Here is a 21463-nt window from a genome sequence, read left to right as displayed (position 1 = left end):
GTTTCCTGATTAGGTGAAATGGTGACGCTCCTGGAGACCGTAGACGGGTGTCGGCAAGCCCTCGCAGCGCGCCTTCAATTGCAGTGAGAGATATTGCGAATAGTGGCGCGACTGATGCAGGTTGCCGCCATGAAACCAGAGCGCCTCCTGCTGCGTCGGCTTCCACATGTTGCGCTGCTCGCCCTCCCAGGGACCGGGGTCCTTCGGCGTCTCGGAACCGAGGCCCCAGACCTTGCCGACCTTATCGGCGACCTCCTTGGAGATGAGGTCGGCGGCCCAGCCGTTCATAGAACCATAACCTGTCGCATAGACCACGAGATCGGCCGGAAGCTCAGTGCCATCCTTCAGGACCACCGCATCCTCGGTGAGGTGACTGACGTCGGAGCCGGATTTGAGCTTGATGCTGCCATCGATGACGAGATCGCAGGCACCGACATCGATGTAATAACCGGAGCCGCGGCGCAGATATTTCATGAACAGGCCGGAGCCATCGGCGCCCCAGTCGAGCATGAAGCCGGCCTTTTCCAGGTCCGCATAGAACTTCGCGTCGCGCTCGCGCATCTTCTCGTAGAGCGGTATCTGAAACTCGTGCATGATTCTGTAGGGCAGCGAGGCGAAGATCAGGTCGGCCTTGCGCGTCGTCATGCCGGCGGCAACTGCGCGCTCGGAATAGAGGTCGCCGAGCCCGATCTCCATCAGCGTGTCCGAGCGGACGATGTGGGTCGACGATCGCTGCACCATTGTTACATCCGCACCGCCTTCCCAAAGGGCCGCGCAGATATCGTGCGCGGAATTGTTGGAACCGATGACCACCACCTTCTTGTCGCGATAGGCGTCGGGACCGGGATGCTGCGAGGAATGCTGCTGCTCGCCGCGGAAAATGTCCTGGCCCTTCAGTTTCGGGACGTTCGGCTTGCCTGACATGCCGGTCGCCAGAACAAGTTGTTTCGGCCGCAGGACGATCTCCTCGCCGTTACGCTCGACGACGACTTTCCATTCCTTCGCCTCCTCGTCGTATTGCGCCGATTTGCAAGTGGTGGAAGTCCAATAGTTGAGCTCCATCACCTTGGTGTACATCTCCAACCAGTCGCCGATCTTGTCCTTCGGCGCGAATACCGGCCAGTTTTCCGGGAAGGGGATATAGGGCAGGTGATCGTACCAGACGGGATCGTGCAGGCAGAGCGACTTGTAACGCTTGCGCCAACTGTCGCCCGGTCGCTCGTTCTTCTCGATGATGATCGTCGGCACGTTCAGTTGCCGGAGGCGGGCACCGAGCGCGATGCCGCCCTGGCCGCCGCCGATGATGACGACATAGGGCTGGGTTTCGTAGCCGAGTTCCGCCGCCTCGCTGTCGCGCTTTTCCTTCCACGTCTTGCGGCCGGGATCGTGGCCATGCTCGGCTCCAAGCGGCCGCCTGAAGCCCTTCGGCTCCTCGTGCCCCTTGAGCTCCGTCATCGTCGTCAGAAGCGTCCAGATCAAACCGTTCTTCAGGCGCATGTGCCCGTAGCCGCGCGCCACCTCCGTTTCGAACTCGAACCAGCCTTCGGTAACGCCCTCGCCGGCGCTTGCCGGTTCCTTCTCGTCCTGGCGTAAGCGCGCCGGCTTGATCGCCGCGAGTTGGCTCGTCAGCATGTCGCGGATCTGGTCCTGTCCGTCCATCGTCTTGATGTTCCAGGTGAAGGCGACGAGATCGCGCCAGTAGCAATCGGCCTGGAACAGGTTGACGGCGGCGGCGATGTCGCCCCGTTCAAGGGCCTTTCCCAGCTTGGCAAGCACGCTGTCGATGCGGGTGCCGGGACTTTCTTCAAGCATAGTCTCCTCCTTTTTGCTTGGATTGGCACGGGCGCTCCTTATCCGCCCGCGGCAATGCATGGTCACTTCATGAGATCGATCAGGATCTTCAGGTGCTTGCCGTTCGGATCGAGAAGCGCGTCGAAACCCTCCGGCACGGCCCGGTCGAGGGTGATACGCCCGGTGACGACCCGCTTCGCCGGCAAGAGGCCCGAGGCGATCAGGCGGATGACCCGCGGCCAGTAGTGCGTCGGATAGGCCCAGGAGCCGCGCAGATCGATGTCCTTGAAGGTGACCTGGAACCAGTCGAGCGGGTTTTCATGCGGATGCAGCCCCGTCTGAACGACGACGCCCTGCTTGCGTACCGCGTCGACGCAGGCCTTGAGCGCGTGCTCGTTTCCGACGCACTCGATAGCGACGTCGCAGCCAACCTTGCCCTCCGTCAGGGCGCGTACCATCTCGCCCGGGCTGCCTCGCCGCGGATTTATCGTTGTCAGATCCGGCAGGATCGAAGCCGCGAATTCGAGCCGGGCATCATTAATGTCGGACACGAAGAGCTGAGCGGCACCGGCTGCGCGTGCAGCAAGCAGCGTCAGAACGCCAATCGGACCGGCGCCGGTGACGAGCACGCTGCTGCCGGCCGTCACGCCGCCGCGATCGCAGGCGTAGACCGCAACCGCGCTTGGCTCGACAAGTGCCGCCTCCTCGTCCGTCATCCCCTCGGGGATCTTCTCGACATTGTAGTCGTTGAGGAGGGCGTATTCGGCCATGCCGCCGGAGAGCCAGCTCAAACCAGCAAGCGCCAGATCGGTGCTCAAGTGAAAGAGACCCCGATCGGCGAAATAGTTGCCGGCGCGCGGCATGATGAGCGGCTGCACCGAAACGCGGTCGCCGGCGCGAACCGAGGTCACACCCTCGCCGACGGCCTCGACCACGCCGCCGAATTCGTGGCCAAGGACCTGAGCGCCGCAGGCGCCGGTGAAGGGATGCGGCTCCTTCGGAATGAAGATCGGGCCGTAGGCGTATTCGTGCAGATCTGTGCCGCAGATGCCGACAAAGCGGTTTCGGATCAGCACCTGGCCAGCGGCCGGGTTGCCGGGTGCCGGGATGTCTTCGATCCGCAGGTCCTTCGCCGCATGGAATCTGAGCGCTCGCATGTTTCCTCCCGGTCAGCCGTTATGATCGACCAGTGATTTGCAATGGCCGTGCCAGATCACATCGCCGGGGGAAATGCAGTGTTTTCAAACGGAAGGAGGGGCTGGCGTGTTGCGCCATGTATTGCGACTGCCACAGCTGTTGCAGTCGATCTGTTGCACGGCGAAGACGCTCAGTGTTTCTGCTTGAGGCGATATCGCTTGATCTGCCGATGCACCGTCGAACGATCGAGGCCTAGCCTTCGCGCGGCCTCGGAGATGTTCCAACCGCAGGCCGACAGCATCAGGCCCAGGGCCGCACCGGCGTCGCCCATACCGACAGCCCCGGCCTTCGCGACGAGGTGGTCCGGCAAATCGCCAATCTCCACGACGCCGTTTTCGGCGAGCGCGGCGCCGACGGCGATGGCGTTATCGAGTTCGCGGATGTTGCCGGGCCAATCGTGCGTCTTGAGCGCGACGAGCGCCGCAGGAGAGAGCGTCAATTCGCGCTCGCCATAGGAATGCCGCGCCAGGATCTGAGCCACGATCCACTCGAAGTCCGGCCTGTCTCTGAGCGCCGGAAGCGAGAGCGTCGCGGCGTTAAGACGATAATAGAGATCCTCACGGAAAGCCCCTTGCGCGACGAGCGTCTGCAAGGGCCGGTGCGAGGCCGAGACGACGCGGATCTGAACCGGACGCGGCACGCTTCCCCCGACCGGCAGCACTTCGGCCTCGGCAAGCACGCGCAAGAGCCGGCTTTGCAGGGCAAGCGGCATGTCGCCGATCTCGTCGAGGAACAGCGTGCCACCGTCGGCCTGCTCGATCAGGCCTTTGCGGCCCTTGGCGGAAGCACCGGTAAAGGCGCCCGGCAGGTATCCGAAGAGCTCGCTCTCGATCAACTGCTCAGGGATTGCGGCGCAGTTGATCGCGACGAATTGGCCCTTGACGCCGCTGCCCTCGTGGATGGCGCGTGCCAGATGTTCCTTGCCGGTCCCGGTCTCGCCCTGGATGAGGATCGGCAGGCCCGTGCGCGCAAGCTTCGCCGCCTTGACCTGAAGCGAAACGATTTCGGGGGCGTCGCCACCCAGCCGGCGCAAGGGCGGCGGAATCTGCTCGCGCGAGACGGCCGGAGCGCGGGTGCGGGAATGCGGCTCGATCGCATGGGCGAAGAGCGCATTGCCGTCGCGGGCGAAGACGAGCCGCTCCTGCGTCGGACGCCGACGCGTAAGATCGGGGAGGTCGTCGATCTCCATGTCGAAGAAGCGCGATACCGGCTCGCCGATGAGCTGGCGCGGATCGCGCCAGTCGAGCCCGGTCGAGCGCGCCAGGATCTTCGCCCCTCCGTGGGTCATGCCGGCAATCCGCCCGAGGTCGTCGATCGAGATCGCCGCCTCCGGGTCGACGTCGAGGAATTCCGGCGAACGCGAGAAGCGCAGCACCCATTGATGCGGCGCCCGGGCCATGAGATTGGCAAGTTCGATGCGCCTTACGGTCGCGGTGACGAGATGCAGTGCGAGGTTCTGGCTCGCCTTCTGGATCGGCGAACTCAAGAGCGAAATGTCGAGGACGGCGGAGAGCTCGCCGCGCGCGTCGTAGATCGGCGCCGACGTACAAGAGAGCGGCGTATGGGTGTTGTCGAAGTGGTCGGTCTGATGGATCGTCAACGCCTCCCCCGTCTCGAGACACGCCCCGACCGCACAGGTTCCGGCCCGCCATTCCGACCATTCCGAGCCGAGATAGAGTCCGGCCTTGCGCAGGTTGTTGTCGAAGAGCGGATCGCCGAGGAACTCGACCGTCACGCCCTGCCGGTCGGAAAGCAGCAGCACATAGTTTTGTCCCGCTACCTGCCGGAACAGGTGTTCAAGCCCGGAGCGGGCGATGTTGATGAGATCCTCCGATTGCTGGCGGTGCTCCCTGAGCCGCGGTTCCGGCACGATATAGGCTTCACAGGTCTGTGCCGGGTCGAGCCGGTGATGCTCGAGACAGCGCAGCCAGGACTTCACGACCATATCGTCGCGGCTAACAGGAAGGCCGCGGCCAACGCGCTCGATTTCGTGGATATGGTCGGAATGTGAAAACATGACCGCCTCCCAACGGATTCCCTCTCTCCTCCGCCAACTGTGAGCATCGCCAGGGGGAATGTAAAGGAAGCGAAGAGCAAGCAGGCGCCTTCGGGTTCACCAATGGGGGTCTGCCTCGCCTGCGCAGTGAAGGAGTTCCCGACGATACACGGGATCTTTTTATCCCAGAACGTGAACATACTCGCAACAAGCCGTGCATAGGGGTCGAGAAGAACGGCTCCCCTTGACCCCCTGCAGAACTAACAAATCAAGTGTATTGGGTTATTAGAGCGTTTCACGTTTCGGCACCTCCTGGGCTAAATTGTTTCGATGGCGAGCCAATGAAAGCTCCTCAGAGTACGCCTGCTGCCGCTCAACAATAATCTCTAGAGATCCCCACCGGCCTCGTCACGCCCGATCTGCGAGCACGGCGGATGGTTATTGCCCGAGGCTTGCTTTGGCTGCGGGTTGTGCAGGCAGTCCGTCGAAAGTCGTCACGCCCTCAAGCCAGCTTTCCACCATCTCCGGATGCTCTTTCAACCAAGCTGTAGCTGCGTTCATTGGATCGTCGCCCTCGAGGATTTTTCCCATCAGCGCATTTTCCATGGCAATGTCGAATGACAAATTTCTGAACAAGGCAGCCGCGTTGGGACACATCTTTGTCCAACCGGAGCGCGCGAGGGTATAGACCTCCGCGCCTCCAAAATTCGGGCCAAAATAGGCGTCGCCACCGGATAGGTAGGAAAGGTCAAAACGATCGTTCATGGGGTGCGGCGCCCATGCAAGGAAGACAATTGCGGCCTTGCTTTTCTGTGCCCGGTCCACCTGGGAAAGCATCGCCTGCTCACTGGATTCGACCACTTCCCATTCTCCAAGCCCGAAGTCGCCAGCGTCGATCATTTTCTCAATGCTGGCATTGCCTGCAGCACCGACTTCGATCCCGTAGATTTTGTGATCGAATTCATCTGCATGTGCTTGGAGGTCGGCCAAATCTTTGATTCCTCTTTTTGCCACGTACGACGGTACCGCAAGCGTGAACTTCGCTCCTTCGAGATTACGAGCCAGAACCTCGATGGCATTAGCCTTCCTCAAGTCATCGATGAACGCTTGCTGAGCGGGCATCCAGTTGCCGAGGAAAACGTCTACTTCCTTGTTCTTCATCGCCTGATATCCGATCGGCACTGACAACGTCATGATCGCCGTTTCGTAGCCGAGCGCGTCGAGCAGGACACTCGCAACAGCATTCGTTGAGGTAATGTCCGTCCAACCCGGATCCGACATTCGGATTACTCTGCAGGACTCGTCCTCGGCGGCCGAGGCCCCTTCACCATTGCCAACAAGCAATACAAACGCAGCAAAAAGGCCGCGCACAGCAGAAAGTTTCATCGCGTTCTCCTTCGTTCCCGTGAGTTCCTGGACGGCTAGCCTCTGCGCCAGAGGAGACCGGTCACAACGAAAGTCGTGAGCAAGCCCGTTGCCAGAAGCGCGAGGCCCATGGTCGACAATCTCAGAGTGGCAAGTTCCTTCAGCGGGGTCCTCAGCCCCACGGCTCCCAGCGCCATTAAAAGCGCCCAGCGAGAGACTTCGCCGGTAAGGTCGGCAACTATGGCCGGCAACAATCCCAGCGATCTGAGCGCGGCAAGCAGCGCAAACGCGAGTACAAAGCCGGGTATCGCTTGGCTAAGCTTGCGCACTTTCTGACCATCATCGGCGCCGAGGAGAGCTGAGAAAATCGAGGTCGCTATCATAATAGGTGCGAGCAAACTCACGCGGATCATCTTGACGAATGTAGCGACCTCGCCTGTCTCTTCCGACAGGGAAAAGCCAGCGCCGACGACCTGAGCGACATCGTGGATTGTGCCACCGATAAACACGCCGGCCTGGTGAGCATCGAACTGCAACCAGATCGCCAGCATGGGATAGAAGATCATAGCGGAAGTCGACAGGACGGTTATGACGACGATCGTCAGAGTGAGATCCGTTTCGCGGTTGCCTCGCCTCGGAAGAACGGCGTCGAGCGCCGCGGCTGCCGATGCGCCGCAGATTGCGACGGCACCGCCAGTCAGAAGCGAAAGCCGCCAACTCATCCCCGCAGTTCTGCCGACGATTGATGTCGCGAGCATCGTGAAGACAACGGCGGCGCCGACGAGAGAAATCAGCCCCGCTCCAAGTTCGCTCACCATTTCGACCGAAACCCGTGCGCCGAGCAGCGCCACGCCGATCCGAAGCACGTTACGGCTCGTCAGGTGAATTCCTGCCGCGGTCTTGGTATTACTTTCCGACAGAAAGCTCAGCGAATTTCCCAGCAAAAGCGCCAGTAATGTCGCAGGTGCTCCGTAATGTTCCGAGAGGAATGCTGCCGAGGTGGCGATCAATGCTGCCACGGCGAACCCCGGGAAATAGGTCTGAGCAGCTCTCCTCACGGATTGGGATAGGCGCCAAGGTGCGCCCGCAGCGACGTCTTCGACGCGGTTAGACACGTCAGCGTCCCTAAGCAATCACATAGATGCAGTCGTCTTCGACTGACACCGGAAAAGTTCTTGCCTTGATTTTAGGATCGACGAGGAACTCGCCCGAGCGAATGTCGAACTCCCAGCCATGCCAGGCGCAGCGCACGATTTCGCCCGACCGCTCGTAAACGAACTCGCGCCTGTCGCACGATCGTGTCGTCCCGCATACGGGCCCTTCGCAGAGGGCAGCCCCACGATGCGGGCAGATGTTCAACATAGCGAAATAGCCATCCGAGAGCTTGAAGACGCCCATCGTCAGGTTCTTAACCTTCACGATCTTCGCGGCGCCGGTCGGAACGTCGCCAACACGGCAGGCAAAGTGTTTCTCAGCCATCTCCGTTCACTCCGCCGCCTGCTTCGCCGGAGCGGCAATGCGCTTGTAGACCGAAATCGCGTTCCCACCCATGATGCTCTCCCTCCAGGCGGACGGAATGTGCAGCGCGTTGGCATCGTCATAGTCCCAGTGGGGATAGTCCGATGCGAACATCAGCGTCCTCTCGCCGTCCATCGCCTCCAAAGCCGACCACAGGTGATTCATATTCGGCGGCTGCTCGAGCGGCTGTGTGGTGAAGCGAATGTTGCGGCGGAAATACTCGGAGGGCAGCATTTTAAGCCATGGCGTTTCCTTCCGAAGGGCGCGGTAGTTGGAGTCGAGCCGCCAAAGCACGGAAGGGACCCATGCCACCCCACATTCGATGATGACGCAGTAAAGCTCCGGCCATTTCTCGAAGACGCCATTAGCGATCATCGACGCCATATGCGTCATCGCCGATTGTGGCAGCAGAGCGTGGGTTTCCCAGAAGAAGGTGGTTGGACCGGCGCCGATCGGCGTTGAATTCACGCCCCCCTGGCCTCCGAGATGCATCGCAAATGGAATTCCGACCTCCGCGCAGGCTTCGAAGATCGGATGGTAGAACGGATCGCCATAGGGGCGCTGCGCACCATGCGACACCAGCGCTTGCACGATCCTCGGGTGGCTGCCGAGGCGCCTGATTTCTGCCGCCGCAAGCTGCGGGTCCTGGGGAGCGACGACAATCGAGCCCATGAAGCGGCTGTCTTTCGGTAGCCAGTAATCGATCTGGTAGTCGTTATAGGCACGGCAGAGCGCCATCGCATAATACGGATTGGCAAGCGTCGACGCCTCGACAGGCTCGTCGCCCGTCAGGATAGCGACGTCGATCTTGTATTTGTCGAGGTGCTTCTCTTTCATAATCGCATAATTGTCGTCCTCCGTCTCTGGACGGATATCGTGACGGCTGAAGCCCTCCGGGTGAAACCAGGGCCGATGGCCGTGCGGAAATGCACCGATGGGACCGGTTCGTTCGCCCCTTGTGAACATGTCCTTCCAAAGGCCATCCAAGTAAGGCTCGAGGACCGTGGCGCTACACCAGTAGTTGTGACAGTCGCAATCGACAATGAACATCGTCTTCTCCGTGAAAATGAGGCGGTCGCGTCAGCGTTCATCACCGAGATGACAACATTTTTTCGATCTGATAAATGCGGTCGAGAAGCAGTTATCAATCGCGATCGGCGATCGAAAAAATGAACCTCGACCTCATCGACACTTTCCTCGACCTGCTCGAGACCGGCAATTTCAATCGGACCGCCGAGCGGCTGGAGACGACGCAGTCGACCATCAGCGGGCGCGTCAAGGCGCTCGAGCAGGCCGTCGGAGCGAAGCTGTTTCAGCGTGGCCGCGCGGGAGCCGTGCCGACGCCGTCCGGCATCCGGTTCGAGCAGCATGCGCGTGCTCTGAAAGCTGGCTGGACACATGCCCGCCGGGACATCGGCGGGCTCGAACGTTATGAAGGTTCATTGCGAGTCTCGGGCCAATTCAGCTTGATGCGCACGCTGTTTTTGGACTGGATCGGCGAGTTGCATCAGACCAACAAGCGGCTCTCATTACACCTGGAAGCGGATTACTCGACGCAGATTATCTCCGATCTCGCCAATGGCGCGGTCGACATCGGTGTCGTGTTCGCCCCGAAGTTCCTGCCGGACCTCGCTATCGAGGAGATCGGCACCGAAAGGCTGATGATGGTGTCGACAGACTTCCACAAAGTCTCGGACGTCACGGCAGACCGCTACATCCGCGCGTCATACACCGCGTATATCGAACGGGCTCATGCTGATCTGCTACCGCATCTCGCCCATCCGGCTCTCACCGTTGGCTATGAGGAACTAGCAATCGGCATCATGAAGCGGTTCGGCGGCACCACCTACCTTCCGGAGCATGCTCTCGACTACCTCGCAAGCGCAGGTGTCACGGCACGCCTCGTCGAAGACGCTCCTGAAATCCAGCAACCGGTCTACGTGGCAACGCAGAGGCGTCGCAAACACGATCCATTTGTGAACAAGGCCATCCGGGCGCTCAGGAAAGTCGCCGAGCGCTATTTCGACCAATCGATCGCCAAAGGCGATTGATATCGCAGTTTAGGGACAGTCGTTTGCGATTGTGGTCCATCTATATTGGTGCGGCACTTCAAGGGAGCCGCCCATGACATCAGCTACGACTTACCAGGCCCTTACAACCTTCAGCCGGCCTTCGCATGAAACGGCGCCTGCTTCGAAATTCCTTCTTCGCTGCGAGATGACATTCGACGAAACACCCGCGATGAAAACCTTTGTGTTCTCTCACGAAAGCGGGTCTCTCAGCTTCCTGCCTGGGCAATATGTTTCGATAGACGTCGAAATAGACGGCCGTACTCATTCGCGCTGCTATTCCATTTCATCTTCGCCGGACGAGCAGGAGCGCTTGCACCTCACCGTAAAGAAGGAACCCTACGGCCTTGTCTCTGGATGGCTTCACCGTAACGTCAGTGCCGGCACCACCATTCGTGCGGCCGGACCGATCGGAACTTTTGTGTGCGATGACCACGAGAACAGAACTATTGTTCTCCTGTCGGCGGGAAGCGGCATCACACCGATGATGAGCATGCTGCGGTCGCGAGCGCGGAGGGGGCTGCTAAAGGGAGTCGTCTTCGGCCATTTCGCGCGTCGGCCGGTCGACATTCCCTTTATGGAGGAGCTAGAAGAGATTTCTGCGCGCCATTGCGGACTGCGGCTGCATCTTGTCTGCACCCGCGCCAACAGAGAGGATCAGTGGCAAGGTCTTACGGGCAGGGCAGACTCGACGTTCTTGCGAATGCTTGCTCCCGACCCGGGCAATTGCGTCCTCTACGTCTGCGGTCCCAGCGGTTTCATAGGGAGCGTGGCGGAACTCGCAAAGGCGGCGGGCATAAACGATATTATCGCTGAGAGTTTCGGCGGAGCTGGCACAGCGCTGGCTGTGGGGACCCACGCCAGGCGAGATCAATGGCCCATTCATATCTTGTCCGGACCGCGCCTTTCCTGCGCAAAGGACGAAACCATTCTCGAGGCCGCTACAAGAGGGGGAGTCTGGGTGAATGCTTCCTGCCGTCAGGGCGTATGCGGCTCATGCAAGGCCAAGCTCGTATCTGGGAACGTTGACATGGAGGATAAGGGAGGTCTGTCCGATAGGGAAAGGCAGGAGGGTTGGATTCTGGCGTGCTGTAGCCGCCCTTTGGGGCCAATTTCAATCGAGCTTTAGCTGTAAAGCCAAACCTTTTGAACAGGGTTCCCGCTGACATGGGATACCACCTCCAAAAGGAAGGTCCGGGCTGGGTGAAATCGGTGGGCTGTGACATGAGAAGAGCCCAATAAAACAATGCCAAAATCAAGCCGGCGAAAAGGCCTCGCAGAACGGTCGACCGAAACTGGCGGTGTGGGCGATCACCAGATCTGCAGGCTCGATGATTGAGCCCGGCTGACCGACATCGATCATCTGACCGGCTACCATTTCATCGGAGATGCCGGTCAGACGCGTGATTTCCGGCGGAATAGAATCGCTCGGTCGCTGCAATCCACCCTACTCGCGGGTGACATCGCCGATGCTGCCGCCGTCATGAATGTGAGGGCGATCGCACCGATCTCGATGATCACGTCCTTGCGATGACTAAGGCCGGTCGTCTCCGTATCAAGAATGACGCGCTAGAGATCCCGATCGTTTCGGGTTGAACTCGCCATCCGCGCCCTAGCGGTCAACGATAGAGATGTGGCGTCGGCCGTACCCGGTGGTGGCTCATACCCAGTAGGGCGGTACTCCGTAGTAGTCGTAGACGCGGCGGCCGCTCTCGGGGCTCCAATCGTACTCTTGGCCCGCAGGATACCTCGGAGCACCTTCAACCTGTTCCTTGGTGATGTTCACTTGGAACCCGCCAAGGTCGGTATTGTAGTCAAGCATCTCCCAGGGAAGCGGGTAATGCTCATGTCCAATTCCAAGGATGCCGCCGAAACTCATCACAGCATATGCAACGCGGCCACCACGCTTTTCCAGGATGATCCGCTCGATTGAGCCGACGTTTTCGCCGTTCATGTCATAGACGGAGGTGCCTACCACCTTGTCGCTTGCGATCAGATCGTGAGATTCGCGTAGATCAGGGTTCACCATCTTCGATTCTCCTTACACCGGGAGCGTAACGTGGGGCCTGGCAAGTTGTTCCGTTCGGAAGCTGCATCCGGAAGAGGGTAGCAATGGTGATTTAGACGCTTGAAAAGGTGAAGCTACTCGGACCTTCGAACGCCTGAAGCTCCTTTTTATCTTGGGGATCGGCCTGCGCTGCGGCCGCCCACCGTTCTGGGGCGTCAGAATCCCTCCCCTTGAACCAAATTGAATCGTTGACCCCATGAAATCACCGCGCTGCATGACGTTAAAGCAGGGACTTTCCGAAGGCTAGACGAACCGGCCGACAACCCAATCGATGAACAGGCGGACGCGTGGGGAGAGTTGTCGATTACGCGGGTACAGAATCGAAACCTGCCCATTGGGAATCGCATAGTTGTCCAGCACGCGTTCCAGCCGTCCCGTCTCAATATGCCGTTCCACGTGGAAAAGGGGCATCTGCGCCAGTCCGAGCCCCAGCAACACGCCGTCTAGGAAGCTCTCGGTGCCGGTGACCGAGAGCGGCGCGGCAATCTCCATGCGGGTGAGACCATTCCGGTCAATAAACTCGAACGGCGCCAGCGTTCCCGTCGTGATGGATCGGAGCCCGACGGTCTGATGACCGGCCAGCTCCTGCAGCGTGGTGGGCCTTCCGAACCGATCAAGGTAATCCGGCGCCGCGCACGTGATGCGCGGCAACTGAGCGATGGTACGGGCGACAAGATCACTGTCGGGCAAGGCTCCATATCGAAGCACGCAGTCAACACCCTCGCGAACAACATCGACCCATCGATCGCTCTCGCTCATCGCGATCTCGATGTTGGGATATCGAGCCATGAAATCAGGTAGGCCAGGCATGACGAAGTGCCGGGCAAGTGTGCCCTGGACCTCAATGCGGAGCATGCCCTTGGGGATCGCACCGCTGAAGGCGCCTTCGGCATCTTCAATGTCATCGAGAATGGCGAGGCAGCGCCGGTAGTAGGCTTCGCCGTCCAGGGTCGGCCGCACGGTTCGGGTCGTGCGCTGGAGGAGCCTCACGCCCAGTCGTTCTTCGAGCTGGCGGATGACCTGCGTGGCGGTGGAGCGCGGCACGGCGAGGTCGTGCGCAGCATCTGTGAAGCTGCGGCGCTCCACCACGCGCGTGAACAGGCGCATTGAATCCAGCCGATCCATTGTTCGTCCCTTTAGAACAGTGTTGCTGTTTTATGGCAGATTATCTCATTCAGAAGAAGGCGCAAATTGACCACGTCGCCATCGAATGGCGCAAAAAGGAGAATCGACATGAACACGGACAAGAACAAGGTCGCGATCGTCACGGGCGCATCGCGAGGAATCGGCGCCGCGATCGCGACGCGCCTGGCGGACGATGGCTTCACCGTCGTAATCAACTACGCAGGCAGCGCCAGCGAGGCTGACGCCCTGGTCGAAGCGATTGAAGCCAGAGGCGGTCGGGCAATCGCCGCGCAGGCTGACGTCAGCGACCCTGCTGCTGTGGCGCGGATGTTCGACGCGGCGCAAGCAGCCTTCGGCGGCATCGACGTGCTGGTCAACAATGCCGGCATCATGAAGCTGGCGACGGTCACCGACAGCGACGACGCTCTTTTTGACCGGCAGATCGCCATCAATCTCAAGGGCACCTTCAATACGCTGCGCGAGGCGGCGAAACGGCTCCGCGAAGGCGGCCGGATCGTCAATCTCTCCTCCAGCGTCGTCGGCCTCTATCAGCCGACCTATGCCGCTTATGCCGCGACGAAGGCCGGAGTCGAGGCGATGACGCACGTTCTCTCCAAAGAGCTGCGCGGCCGCAGCATCACGGTCAATGCGATCGCTCCCGGGCCGACCGCCACCGCGCTGTTCCTCGACGGCAAGCCGCAGGCCGTCGTCGACCGGCTCGCCAAGCTCGCGCCGCTGGAGCGGTTAGGTCAGCCCGAGGACATCGCCGCCGCCGTCTCGTTCCTCGCTGGCCCCGACGGCGCGTGGATCAACGGCCAGGTCATTCGCGCGAACGGCGGGATCATCTGATCACGACCCGCGTGGACCAATTCTCCAATCGAAAGGAATTTGTCATGGACAAGAAGATCATTCTCATCACCGGCGCATCGAGCGGCTTCGGCCGTCTGACGGCGGAGTCCCTCGCTCGTGCCGGGCACACCGTCTACGCCTCCATGCGCGACGTGGCTGGCAAGAACGCGAAGAGTGCAGCCGATATGGCGGCGATCGAAGGCGCGGATATCCGCCCGATCGAGCTCGATGTCCAGTCCGAGGCTTCGGCGAATGCGGCTGTCGAGAAGGTCATCGCCGAAGCCGGCCGCGTCGACGTCCTCGTCCATAACGCCGGGCATATGATGTACGGACCGGCCGAGGCTTTCACGGCCGAACAGTTCGCCCAACAGTATGACGTCAATGTGCTGGGCACCCAGCGCGTCAACCGCGCCGTGCTTCCGCACATGCGCAAAAGCAGGAGCGGCCTTCTCGTGTGGGTGTCGAGCTCCAGCGTCGCGGGTGGCACGCCGCCTTACCTCTCGCCGTATTTTGCGGCCAAGGCGGGGATGGATGCGCTCGCGGTTCAATATGCGCGTGAGCTGGCGCGCTTCGGCATCGAGACCTCGATCATCGTGCCGGGAGCCTTCACCAAGGGCACCAACCATTTCGCCAACGCCGGTCATCCGGCCGACGCAGCGCGGCTTGCCGAGTATGAGGAGAATGGTCCGTACAGGGGTTTTGGCGAGCGGGTGCAGACCGCATTCGCCAACATCGTGCCCGACGATGCCGATGTGCAGGGCGTCGCCGATGCGATCGTCGAGATCGTCGACACGCCGTTCGGCAAGCGCCCGTTCCGGCTGACTTACGATCCCACCCAAGACGGAGCTGAAGTGAGCTTCGCGGTGATCGACCGGATCCGCGCCGAGATGCTGCATCGGGTCGGCTTGTCCGATCTTCTGCGCCCAGCGAACTGAAGAATGGAGTAATGGAAATGTTTGCTGTCACTGGGATAACTGGACAGGTCGGCGGTGCGGTCGCGGAGCATTTGCTCGCCACCGGCCAGCCGGTTCGGGCGATCGTGCGCAACGGCGAGCGTGGTGAGCGCTGGCGCGAGCGGGGCTGCGAAATCGCGATCGTTCCCGACGCTTCCGATGCGTCGGCGCTTGCTGAAGCTATCAACGGCACGCGAGGCGTTTTCCTGATGAACCCGCCTAACTATGACCCCGAGCCGAACTTTCCCGACACGCGCCGGGTGGCTGCCGCCTTCGTGGAGGCGCTGGGACAGAGCCGCCCTGATCGCGCTGTCTTCCTGTCTACCGTCGGCGCGCAAGTTGAGCGATTCAACCTGCTCAATAACGGCAGGATCATCGAGCGGGCCTTACGCGAATGCGCCGTCCCCACGGCATTGCTGCGCCCGGCATGGTTCCTGGAGAATGCGGCATGGGACGTCCCGGCGGCGCGGCAGGGTCGCATTGAAAGCTATCTCCAGCCGCTCGACCATTCCATCGACATGGTCGCGGTCGACGACATCGGTCGAGTGACGGTCGAACTGCTCGGCGAGACCTGGGATGGGCTTCGCATCGTCGAGCTGCGCGGTCCCGCGAAGGTGAGCGGACGCGACATTGCCGATGCTTTCGGCCGGGCGTTGGGCAGGACCATCGAGGCCAGCATCGTTCCGCGCGATAGTTGGGAGGTCCGCTTCCGCAGCCAGGGGATGAAGCACCCCGAAGGTCGAATCGCGATGCTCGATGGTTTCAACCAAGACTGGATCGTCTTTCAAGGCGATGGCGCCGAACAACGGACTGGCTCGACCTCGCTCGATGATGTGGTCGGCGCTCTTGTTGCTCGCCCCTGACAAGGAGAAGTAAAATGGCAAGGATATTCATCAGCGGCTCGTCGGAAGGTCTCGGCCTCATGGACGGCCAGCTGCTCACCGAGCAGGGGCACCAAGTCGTCCTTCATGCCCGAAATGCGCAGCGCGCGGAAGATGCCCGCAGAGCGCTTCCGCCGGCAGAGGCGGTTGTGGAGGGCGATGTCATGACCATCGCCGGCACGCGCGCTCTCGCCGACAGCCTAAACGATCTCGGTCGGTTTGACGGGGTCATTCACAATGTAGGTGTCGGCTATCGCGAGCCACGTCGGATCGAGACCGAAGACGGTCTTCCCCATGTGTTCGCGATCAATGTGATGGCACCCTACGTCCTAACCTGCCTAATGGAGCCTCCGGCTCGGCTCGTCTATCTGAGCTCGGGCATGCACCAGCATGCGCACGCCAATCTGGACGATGCGCTATGGACGCAGCGCCGCTGGGACGGCTCGACCGCCTACGCCGAGAGCAAGCTCCTAGATGTTCTGCTCGCCTTTGCCGTCGCGCGCCTGTGGCCAAACGTTCTGTCGAATGCGCTGGAACCGGGATGGGTGCCGACCCGGATGGGCGGGCCAGGTGCGCCCGATGACATGGACCAGGCACCTCGAACCCAGGCTTGGCTGGCGGTGAGCGACGATCCTTCGACGCGGGTTAGTGGCCAATATTTCTATCACATGCGTCCTCGCGCATCCAATCCAGAAGCCTCGGACACTGCACTGCAGGATCGACTCCTCGATATCTGCCAGCGGCATTCCGGGATCGCGTTGCCGCTTTGAACTAAGTGAGGCACGCGATTCGAACCGCGCTCCCAGGCTGGCTGCAGAGGAACTGCAATCAGCCCAGCGTGGCTGCCATCCGCGCCGAGATAGCGGATTCTTTGTCTCGCGGAGAGCTCGCCGCCAGGCGATGAAGTCCCGGAAGGTGGGCTAGCAAGATAGCGCTGGCCCTCGGCAGTTCCCTACCCTTGCGGAGCAAGGCTTGTTCGGATGCCAGCTTCGGCAAAGCGGGTCAACTGCATCTGAGTTGCCTCCTCGGTGTAGAAAACGTGAACAGCGCGACCGCTGGCGGTGAGCTTTTCAGCCTCCTCAAAGGCTTCTTCGAAACTGACGGGGATTGCGTCGGTGGGGGTGGAGGGATCGTCCTGTTCCAATACGTAGAACGTGGCGTTTCGGATATCAGTGGTCATCGGCGCTCTCCTTTCGTACAACAAGAGCTGGCGGGCGCGATGGTTCCGGATAACAACCGCAACCGGCACGTCGGCTCCATGTCTCTCCGCGACGGCGACGACCGGGCAATGTCGATGATGTCGTCTCTGATGGAGGTCGGATCCTCCTTGTTCCAGGCAACAACAAGCCCGATCTTGAGATCGTCGCCCCCCGCACGCCAGCTTGAAGTTTCCTAAAACGCTGGCTTCCCCGGACAGCTAGCTTCGTCCGACTGCAGTTGCAGACGATACATTATGCGATCTTCGAAGCACATAACGAGAACTTCCGGGGATCAAAACCGCTACAGCACGCGAGCAAGCGAAAGAAGTTGGCTACTGAAGCCTTAGAAATCGCCACTGCTGTTGAAGTCAGAAGCCGCTCCCTCGGGCTATCATGCGCCGGGAACGAAGGGCGAGAAAGCTAAGTACGCGCATAATCGCAGAGGGCGGTTTTTAGTCACTTCGACGCACGGTGGCGGCGTATGCACCCGAACTGGTACCGTGGCCACTGATCACCACGCGTATCCCAGGTGCTAGGTGCCTCCTGAGTTCATTTGGGACGCCGCAGAGACTTCTGGCACCAGATTACCCAAGGGCTACCGTACCGTGCTTTCCTGGTTCACTCATTCGCCTTCAATGCTCGCGACATTATTCCCATCGCCGCCCGAATTGGGCGGCGCCCCCTCACTCACGCCGATCTGTACTATCAGGACGACCGGCCGTCGTGGCCTCTTGGAGCTCCTTCCACAGCAGATAATAAAATGGGTTGCCGGTCTTCTCCCAATACTCCGGACCTGAGGCGTTGAACAACAGCGCGGACCCGAAGGATAGGAAGATCGAAAAGAAGATGAAGATCAAGGCGAAGACATTTGCAATAAATGCCGTTGCGAGGAGTGCTGTAATCGCGACGTTTTTGCCGGGGATCATCTCTTGGGCCACAGCACCTGACAACCAAAGTGCCGCGAAGGTCAAAATCAGGATAGGCGCCGCCCAGAGCATTTGCTTTTTTGTCAGCATGGCACGCTACCACCTCTCGCGCCCACATTCGTATTTCTCCACGTGGTAGCGGATCAACGACCGCCGGCGACCTTCATCCAGAAGGAGGGCGGATAGTGCGATGAAATCAAATACTCCATTTGGGCAGTGGTCCTAATCCTTGACTGCAACCATTGCTGTGAGACCCTTCTAGCTTCTGGTTGTAGTGCGTAGGATACAATGACCTTCGACGATGACGTTGAGTTGGCGCTCGCGGCAGCCTGCGAGGAACTGCAGATGACGCGAGACGAGCTTATCCGCCTAATCATGCGCGAGTGGCTGGAGGGATACGCTTTTCTGCCGGTCCATGAATTGGACGAGGGCAGCGAGGGGAGTGCGTAGGTGAGCGGTTTCACTGACGAAGAGCGAGCAGCCGAGATGAAGCGCCGTGACGATGCCATTAAACTGCGACACGCCCGAGACGCAGCTTGGCGTCGTTCCTGGCTGCCGAGGGCAGACACAAGATGCCTCCACTGTGGCAATCCGATGAGTTCATGGGAGGCCACGGACCCCGAAATTCCCTTGTGCGACATCTGCCTCTGACGATGCGTACCCATTTCCATACGGGCGCACTGCTGGTGGGCCTTTGCGCCATCCTTTCGGGATGTTCGGACTTGGAGTGCTATCCTCCGATGCCGCCGCTGCTCCATGATTTACCGGCCTCGGGAGGCTGGTGGACCAACGGGTGCCCCCGTCGAGATGACCGGTTCTCTCGCCACTATCGCAGTGACAACGAAGCCATTTCGCCGAAGCTTACAAAGCGAATCCGAGAGCGGTTCCCACTGGGGAGCGATGCGGGCGCTTTGGAACGATACCTGCAGGGAGAGGGATTCCGGATCTCCTCGCCTTGTGGTGAGAGTGCTCCGAAAGTTCGGCTAGCTCAGTTTCGCCAGGAACCTTGCCTATATCCAATGGATGCCAAAATAGCTTGGGAGCGGGCGGAGGACGGAACATTGGGCTGGGTCAAAGGTAGCGTCTTTTACAAATAGCGGCATGGTAAGTGCCCCTCATCATGCTGCCGATCGCTCCTGCTGCCGGTCTCTTCTTCGCCGCAGCATGAACCGCTGATGGGCGTAGCACTAGCAGAGCTATTCCAGTTCAAACACCGTCGCATCATCCTCCCGCTCCCCGAGCCTGTGAAACCGATAAGCACGGGGGACTTCACGGAAGATATTTTTGCCGCCCTTGAATGGAGGCGTCTGAGCCTCCGGCAGGACCAGCAACTGCGGGAGTGGGCAGGCGTTCGAAAAGTGGCTGCTGAGGATTTGTTCTGGCCGGGACGGACTGCGGGTGACGGCGATCGGTGAACGATACCGGACCGGTATCACACCAAAGCCGCCTCAGATTTCTAGTCGCCGCTTTGAAAATTCCGTTGCTCGTAGCCACCGAGCGCGCCGGATTAACTATTTTGTGTAGCTTTTGGTGGTGCAGTCGCGCGGTTACGATCTTCGCGAGAAATGCGGAGATGGAGGCATGCAGTATCGCCAAAGGTCGGTGCTTTTCACGGCACCGGGACTGATTATTGGAGCGCTCGCGGTGGGTGCTGCCGGCCCCGACGGCATGACCGTAGGCGACCTCCTTGCCGACCTTCAGGAACTGACCGAGAAGCCCCACCTTCTGATCGCCATTCTGTTTGTCGGCACCTTCGCTGGCATAACCGTTGAGCAATTCCTGTCCAGGATGCGAAGGGACGCATGGCGGGCGAGGAACCGCTCACGCTGGGAGAAGAAAAGTGCTGGAGCGAGCATTGTCTCTGGGCCTTGGCCTTCCAACACTGCTCTGGAGACATCGAAACAACGCGACGCTGCCGACCAGTTGCGGATCGTCATGAGCTCGAATTTCACAATTCAGCCGCTCCTCAACAAGAGCGAAGCGAGGTTATTCAAGGAACTCGACCGCATCGTGATCGGCTGCAATCCTGCCTGGCAGGTAATGGCCCAGGTTTCGTTGGGCGAGATCCTCCGCAGCAAGGATGCAGAGGCCTATCGTTGCATTAACTCGAAGCGGGTCGACCTTCTCCTGGTGGACGGTGACTGCCAGCCCCGGTATGCGATCGAATATCAAGGCGGGGCGCATCACCAAGGCGCCGCGGCCGCGCGCGATGCTGTCAAGAAAGAGGCACTCCGGCGCGCAGGGATCGGCTACTATGAGGTCGTTGCTGGCCAAACAACTCCGCCAGAGCTTAGGCGGTTGGTTGAGAAGCTGGTGGACAAGCCGAAAGTCAATTAGCGCCTTGCCCCCGTCGACTGAATCCTGCGCAAGCCGATCTGTCCGCTCCGAAGCAGGCACGACCGCCTGCCCTACCCGACGGGCTGGTTCACATGGGGAGTAGAATGATGCCTGAATGGCGGGCTGCTTCAGATATCACCGTAGATTTCGCGGCAGTTCGCCAAAACCTGTTTCCGGCCAGTCACGCCGCGATCAGCAACTGGCTTGCATTTCCCTGGCATCGTGACCGCAATAACCGAATTCAAGCGCACAAGGCGCATTCTTCGCAAGCCATCGCCATTGATGTGTTCGGCACGCTCAAGATGAGCATCGATCGCGACCGGGTCCTCGACGCCATTGCTCGGCATGTCGGCGTGACACCCGGCGGTCCCTGGTCCTTAACGCTTGAGTGGATAGATACCGAACGGCTCTTGGGAGAGCCCCGGTCAACCCAAGTCGACGCCCTTGCGGTTGGTTCAGATGCGGTGCTGGTCATCGAATGCAAGTTTACTGAGGCGGGAGGAAAATGCAGCCAAACCGCCCTGTCGCGCACCGGAAAGCGCCAGTGCAATGGCAGTTACGCCGACCAGGTCAATCCGGCCAACGGCGTCCGCTCGCGCTGCACCCTCACAGGCAAAGGAATTCGTTACTGGGATTACATCCCTCAGGTTTTCGCCATAGACCCGGCCGTTGAGCATGCGCCCTGCCCTTTCGCCGGCGACGCCTATCAATGGATGCGCAACGCGGTTTTGGCGGCAGCAATTGGCAAGCACCGCAACCTCCATACCGCCGCGGTTGCCGCCTTTGCCGACCATCCAAGTTTTCCGACGGCTCGGAAGGCGAAACTGGGCCTGTTCGATGCCAGGTTGGGCGGCCAGGCCGCAATCACGCCGATCTCCTATCAGGAGATCATCGACATTGCTCGCCAAGTGGGCCTGGATCAGCAGCTTTGGGCTGACCTTTCTGCGTGGGTCGGCCAAAAAATCACGTCGGTCTCATCTCCGCACTCAGAAACCGCCGTCGCCACCGGCTAGCAGAACACAGCGGATTGCTTCACTCCCCAATGGCCCTGCTACATGCACCGCATCCGGTTCCGGTCGATACATTATGCGATCTTCGTGGCCCAAAAGGTGAACATCACATCGTAGACCCCAGACATATTCGAGCGGAGCCCCGACGATTCCACTAACTTAGGAGGGTGTGGACCTTG

General features: G+C 60.3%; 20 protein-coding genes and 2 pseudogenes. 9 read left to right on the top strand and 13 right to left on the bottom strand.

What is annotated here, in order from left to right; translation table 11 throughout:
• Nucleotides 1-9 precede the first annotated feature (9 nt).
• The 7 genes from CO664_RS26515 to CO664_RS26485 all read right to left on the bottom strand — a co-directional run bounded on the left by CO664_RS26515 (nt 10) and on the right by CO664_RS26485 (nt 8917).
• Complete coding sequence (locus tag CO664_RS26515) at nt 10-1812, bottom strand: NAD(P)/FAD-dependent oxidoreductase (RefSeq protein WP_097540394.1); 1803 nt, start codon at nt 1810-1812, stop codon at nt 10-12.
• 62 nt (nt 1813-1874) lie between these two features.
• Complete coding sequence (locus CO664_RS26510; protein ID WP_097540392.1) at nt 1875-2948, bottom strand: 2,3-butanediol dehydrogenase; 1074 nt, start codon at nt 2946-2948, stop codon at nt 1875-1877.
• 170 nt (nt 2949-3118) lie between these two features.
• A complete protein-coding gene (locus CO664_RS26505) occupies nt 3119-5005 on the bottom strand; it encodes a sigma-54-dependent Fis family transcriptional regulator (RefSeq protein ID WP_097540390.1) in 1887 nt (628 codons plus the stop codon).
• Nucleotides 5006-5422: 417 nt separating this feature from the next.
• Nucleotides 5423-6370, bottom strand: coding sequence for a choline ABC transporter substrate-binding protein (choX, locus tag CO664_RS26500; RefSeq protein WP_097540388.1), 948 nt, complete (start codon nt 6368-6370; stop codon nt 5423-5425).
• A 35-nt stretch (nt 6371-6405) separates the two neighbouring features.
• The gene (locus CO664_RS26495; protein WP_234820008.1) at nt 6406-7368 is read right to left on the bottom strand and encodes a putative sulfate exporter family transporter; all 963 of its coding nucleotides are present in this window, start codon (nt 7366-7368) and stop codon (nt 6406-6408) included.
• Nucleotides 7369-7474: 106 nt separating this feature from the next.
• Nucleotides 7475-7828, bottom strand: a complete 354-nt coding sequence (locus CO664_RS26490; protein WP_097540386.1) for a Rieske (2Fe-2S) protein — start codon at nt 7826-7828, stop codon at nt 7475-7477.
• Between the two features lie 6 nt (nt 7829-7834).
• A complete protein-coding gene (locus CO664_RS26485; RefSeq protein WP_097540384.1) occupies nt 7835-8917 on the bottom strand; it encodes an amidohydrolase family protein in 1083 nt (360 codons plus the stop codon).
• A 119-nt stretch (nt 8918-9036) separates the two neighbouring features.
• Between CO664_RS26485 and CO664_RS26480 the strand changes: the two genes are divergently transcribed.
• Both CO664_RS26480 and CO664_RS26475 read left to right on the top strand, forming a co-directional pair.
• Nucleotides 9037-9918 carry a LysR family transcriptional regulator gene (locus CO664_RS26480; protein ID WP_097540383.1) on the top strand — a complete coding sequence of 294 codons (882 nt, stop codon included), beginning with the start codon at nt 9037-9039 and terminating at the stop codon, nt 9916-9918.
• A gap of 73 nt (nt 9919-9991) precedes the next feature.
• Nucleotides 9992-11065 carry an iron-sulfur cluster-binding domain-containing protein gene (locus tag CO664_RS26475; RefSeq protein ID WP_097540381.1) on the top strand — a complete coding sequence of 358 codons (1074 nt, stop codon included), beginning with the start codon at nt 9992-9994 and terminating at the stop codon, nt 11063-11065.
• Between the two features lie 135 nt (nt 11066-11200).
• On the opposite strand, the pseudogene CO664_RS26470 reads toward CO664_RS26475, so the two are convergent.
• The 3 genes and pseudogenes from CO664_RS26470 to CO664_RS26460 form a co-directional block, all read right to left on the bottom strand.
• A pseudogene (locus CO664_RS26470) lies at nt 11201-11502 on the bottom strand (exonuclease domain-containing protein); the annotation flags it as partial.
• Nucleotides 11503-11596: 94 nt separating this feature from the next.
• Nucleotides 11597-11965, bottom strand: a complete 369-nt coding sequence (locus tag CO664_RS26465; RefSeq protein ID WP_097540379.1) for a PRC-barrel domain-containing protein — start codon at nt 11963-11965, stop codon at nt 11597-11599.
• Between the two features lie 282 nt (nt 11966-12247).
• Nucleotides 12248-13129 carry a LysR family transcriptional regulator gene (locus CO664_RS26460; RefSeq protein WP_097540377.1) on the bottom strand — a complete coding sequence of 294 codons (882 nt, stop codon included), beginning with the start codon at nt 13127-13129 and terminating at the stop codon, nt 12248-12250.
• 108 nt (nt 13130-13237) lie between these two features.
• Here CO664_RS26460 and CO664_RS26455 point away from each other — a divergent pair, with 108 nt between their 5' ends.
• From CO664_RS26455 to CO664_RS26440, 4 genes are read left to right on the top strand one after another with little or no spacing between them, the layout of a single operon-like run.
• On the top strand, nt 13238-13978 hold the full coding sequence (locus CO664_RS26455) for an SDR family oxidoreductase (protein WP_097540376.1): 741 nt from the start codon (nt 13238-13240) through the stop codon (nt 13976-13978).
• 44 nt (nt 13979-14022) lie between these two features.
• On the top strand, nt 14023-14913 hold the full coding sequence (locus tag CO664_RS26450; RefSeq protein ID WP_097540375.1) for an SDR family oxidoreductase: 891 nt from the start codon (nt 14023-14025) through the stop codon (nt 14911-14913).
• A gap of 11 nt (nt 14914-14924) precedes the next feature.
• On the top strand, nt 14925-15794 hold the full coding sequence (locus tag CO664_RS26445) for an NmrA family NAD(P)-binding protein (RefSeq protein ID WP_337441800.1): 870 nt from the start codon (nt 14925-14927) through the stop codon (nt 15792-15794).
• Nucleotides 15795-15808: 14 nt separating this feature from the next.
• Nucleotides 15809-16582 (top strand): SDR family NAD(P)-dependent oxidoreductase, encoded by a 774-nt coding sequence (locus CO664_RS26440; protein WP_097540373.1) that lies wholly within the window; start codon nt 15809-15811, stop codon nt 16580-16582.
• A gap of 182 nt (nt 16583-16764) precedes the next feature.
• On the opposite strand, the gene CO664_RS26435 is transcribed toward CO664_RS26440, so the two are convergent.
• From CO664_RS26435 to CO664_RS26425, 3 genes and pseudogenes are all read right to left on the bottom strand, one after another.
• Nucleotides 16765-16992 (bottom strand): hypothetical protein, encoded by a 228-nt coding sequence (locus CO664_RS26435; RefSeq protein WP_097540372.1) that lies wholly within the window; start codon nt 16990-16992, stop codon nt 16765-16767.
• Between the two features lie 98 nt (nt 16993-17090).
• Nucleotides 17091-17180: pseudogene (locus CO664_RS31380) on the bottom strand (LysR family transcriptional regulator); the annotation flags it as partial.
• 514 nt (nt 17181-17694) lie between these two features.
• Nucleotides 17695-18027: a hypothetical protein gene (locus tag CO664_RS26425; protein ID WP_097540371.1), complete on the bottom strand. Its 333-nt coding sequence runs from the start codon at nt 18025-18027 to the stop codon at nt 17695-17697.
• A gap of 198 nt (nt 18028-18225) precedes the next feature.
• On the opposite strand from CO664_RS26425, the gene CO664_RS26420 reads away from it, so the two are divergent.
• The 3 genes from CO664_RS26420 to CO664_RS26405 all read left to right on the top strand — a co-directional run bounded on the left by CO664_RS26420 (nt 18226) and on the right by CO664_RS26405 (nt 21287).
• Nucleotides 18226-18387: a hypothetical protein gene (locus CO664_RS26420; protein ID WP_097540369.1), complete on the top strand. Its 162-nt coding sequence runs from the start codon at nt 18226-18228 to the stop codon at nt 18385-18387.
• A gap of 1131 nt (nt 18388-19518) precedes the next feature.
• On the top strand, nt 19519-20274 hold the full coding sequence (locus CO664_RS30885) for a DUF2726 domain-containing protein (protein ID WP_176536682.1): 756 nt from the start codon (nt 19519-19521) through the stop codon (nt 20272-20274).
• Between the two features lie 104 nt (nt 20275-20378).
• Nucleotides 20379-21287, top strand: a complete 909-nt coding sequence (locus tag CO664_RS26405; RefSeq protein WP_176536681.1) for a hypothetical protein — start codon at nt 20379-20381, stop codon at nt 21285-21287.
• The last annotated feature ends 176 nt before the right edge of the window (nt 21288-21463 follow it).

It is taken from the genome of Sinorhizobium sp. NG07B (genome assembly GCF_002532005.1).
Taxonomy (GTDB): Bacteria; Pseudomonadota; Alphaproteobacteria; order Rhizobiales; family Rhizobiaceae; genus Sinorhizobium; species Sinorhizobium fredii_C.
This window is presented reverse-complemented; position numbering and strand designations above follow the sequence as displayed.

Excerpts from the sequence above, each read along its gene's own strand:
- CO664_RS26465 (WP_097540379.1), bottom strand. The coding sequence starts at position 11,965 with ATGGTGAACCCTGATCTACGCGAATCTCACGATCTGATCGCAAGCGAC.
- CO664_RS26490 (WP_097540386.1), bottom strand. The coding sequence starts at position 7,828 with ATGGCTGAGAAACACTTTGCCTGCCGTGTTGGCGACGTTCCGACCGGC.
- CO664_RS26420 (WP_097540369.1), top strand. The coding sequence starts at position 18,226 with ATGACCTTCGACGATGACGTTGAGTTGGCGCTCGCGGCAGCCTGCGAG.
- CO664_RS26480 (WP_097540383.1), top strand. The coding sequence starts at position 9,037 with ATGAACCTCGACCTCATCGACACTTTCCTCGACCTGCTCGAGACCGGC.
- CO664_RS26515 (WP_097540394.1), bottom strand. The coding sequence starts at position 1,812 with ATGCTTGAAGAAAGTCCCGGCACCCGCATCGACAGCGTGCTTGCCAAG.
- CO664_RS26440 (WP_097540373.1), top strand. The coding sequence starts at position 15,809 with ATGGCAAGGATATTCATCAGCGGCTCGTCGGAAGGTCTCGGCCTCATG.
- CO664_RS26475 (WP_097540381.1), top strand. The coding sequence starts at position 9,992 with ATGACATCAGCTACGACTTACCAGGCCCTTACAACCTTCAGCCGGCCT.
- CO664_RS26485 (WP_097540384.1), bottom strand. The coding sequence starts at position 8,917 with ATGTTCATTGTCGATTGCGACTGTCACAACTACTGGTGTAGCGCCACG.
- CO664_RS26425 (WP_097540371.1), bottom strand. The coding sequence starts at position 18,027 with ATGCTGACAAAAAAGCAAATGCTCTGGGCGGCGCCTATCCTGATTTTG.
- CO664_RS26405 (WP_176536681.1), top strand. The coding sequence starts at position 20,379 with ATGATGCCTGAATGGCGGGCTGCTTCAGATATCACCGTAGATTTCGCG.
- CO664_RS26510 (WP_097540392.1), bottom strand. The coding sequence starts at position 2,948 with ATGCGAGCGCTCAGATTCCATGCGGCGAAGGACCTGCGGATCGAAGAC.
- CO664_RS26505 (WP_097540390.1), bottom strand. The coding sequence starts at position 5,005 with ATGTTTTCACATTCCGACCATATCCACGAAATCGAGCGCGTTGGCCGC.
- CO664_RS26455 (WP_097540376.1), top strand. The coding sequence starts at position 13,238 with ATGAACACGGACAAGAACAAGGTCGCGATCGTCACGGGCGCATCGCGA.
- CO664_RS26450 (WP_097540375.1), top strand. The coding sequence starts at position 14,023 with ATGGACAAGAAGATCATTCTCATCACCGGCGCATCGAGCGGCTTCGGC.
- CO664_RS26460 (WP_097540377.1), bottom strand. The coding sequence starts at position 13,129 with ATGGATCGGCTGGATTCAATGCGCCTGTTCACGCGCGTGGTGGAGCGC.
- CO664_RS26435 (WP_097540372.1), bottom strand. The coding sequence starts at position 16,992 with ATGACCACTGATATCCGAAACGCCACGTTCTACGTATTGGAACAGGAC.
- CO664_RS26445 (WP_337441800.1), top strand. The coding sequence starts at position 14,925 with ATGGAAATGTTTGCTGTCACTGGGATAACTGGACAGGTCGGCGGTGCG.
- CO664_RS30885 (WP_176536682.1), top strand. The coding sequence starts at position 19,519 with ATGCAGTATCGCCAAAGGTCGGTGCTTTTCACGGCACCGGGACTGATT.
- choX (WP_097540388.1), bottom strand. The coding sequence starts at position 6,370 with ATGAAACTTTCTGCTGTGCGCGGCCTTTTTGCTGCGTTTGTATTGCTT.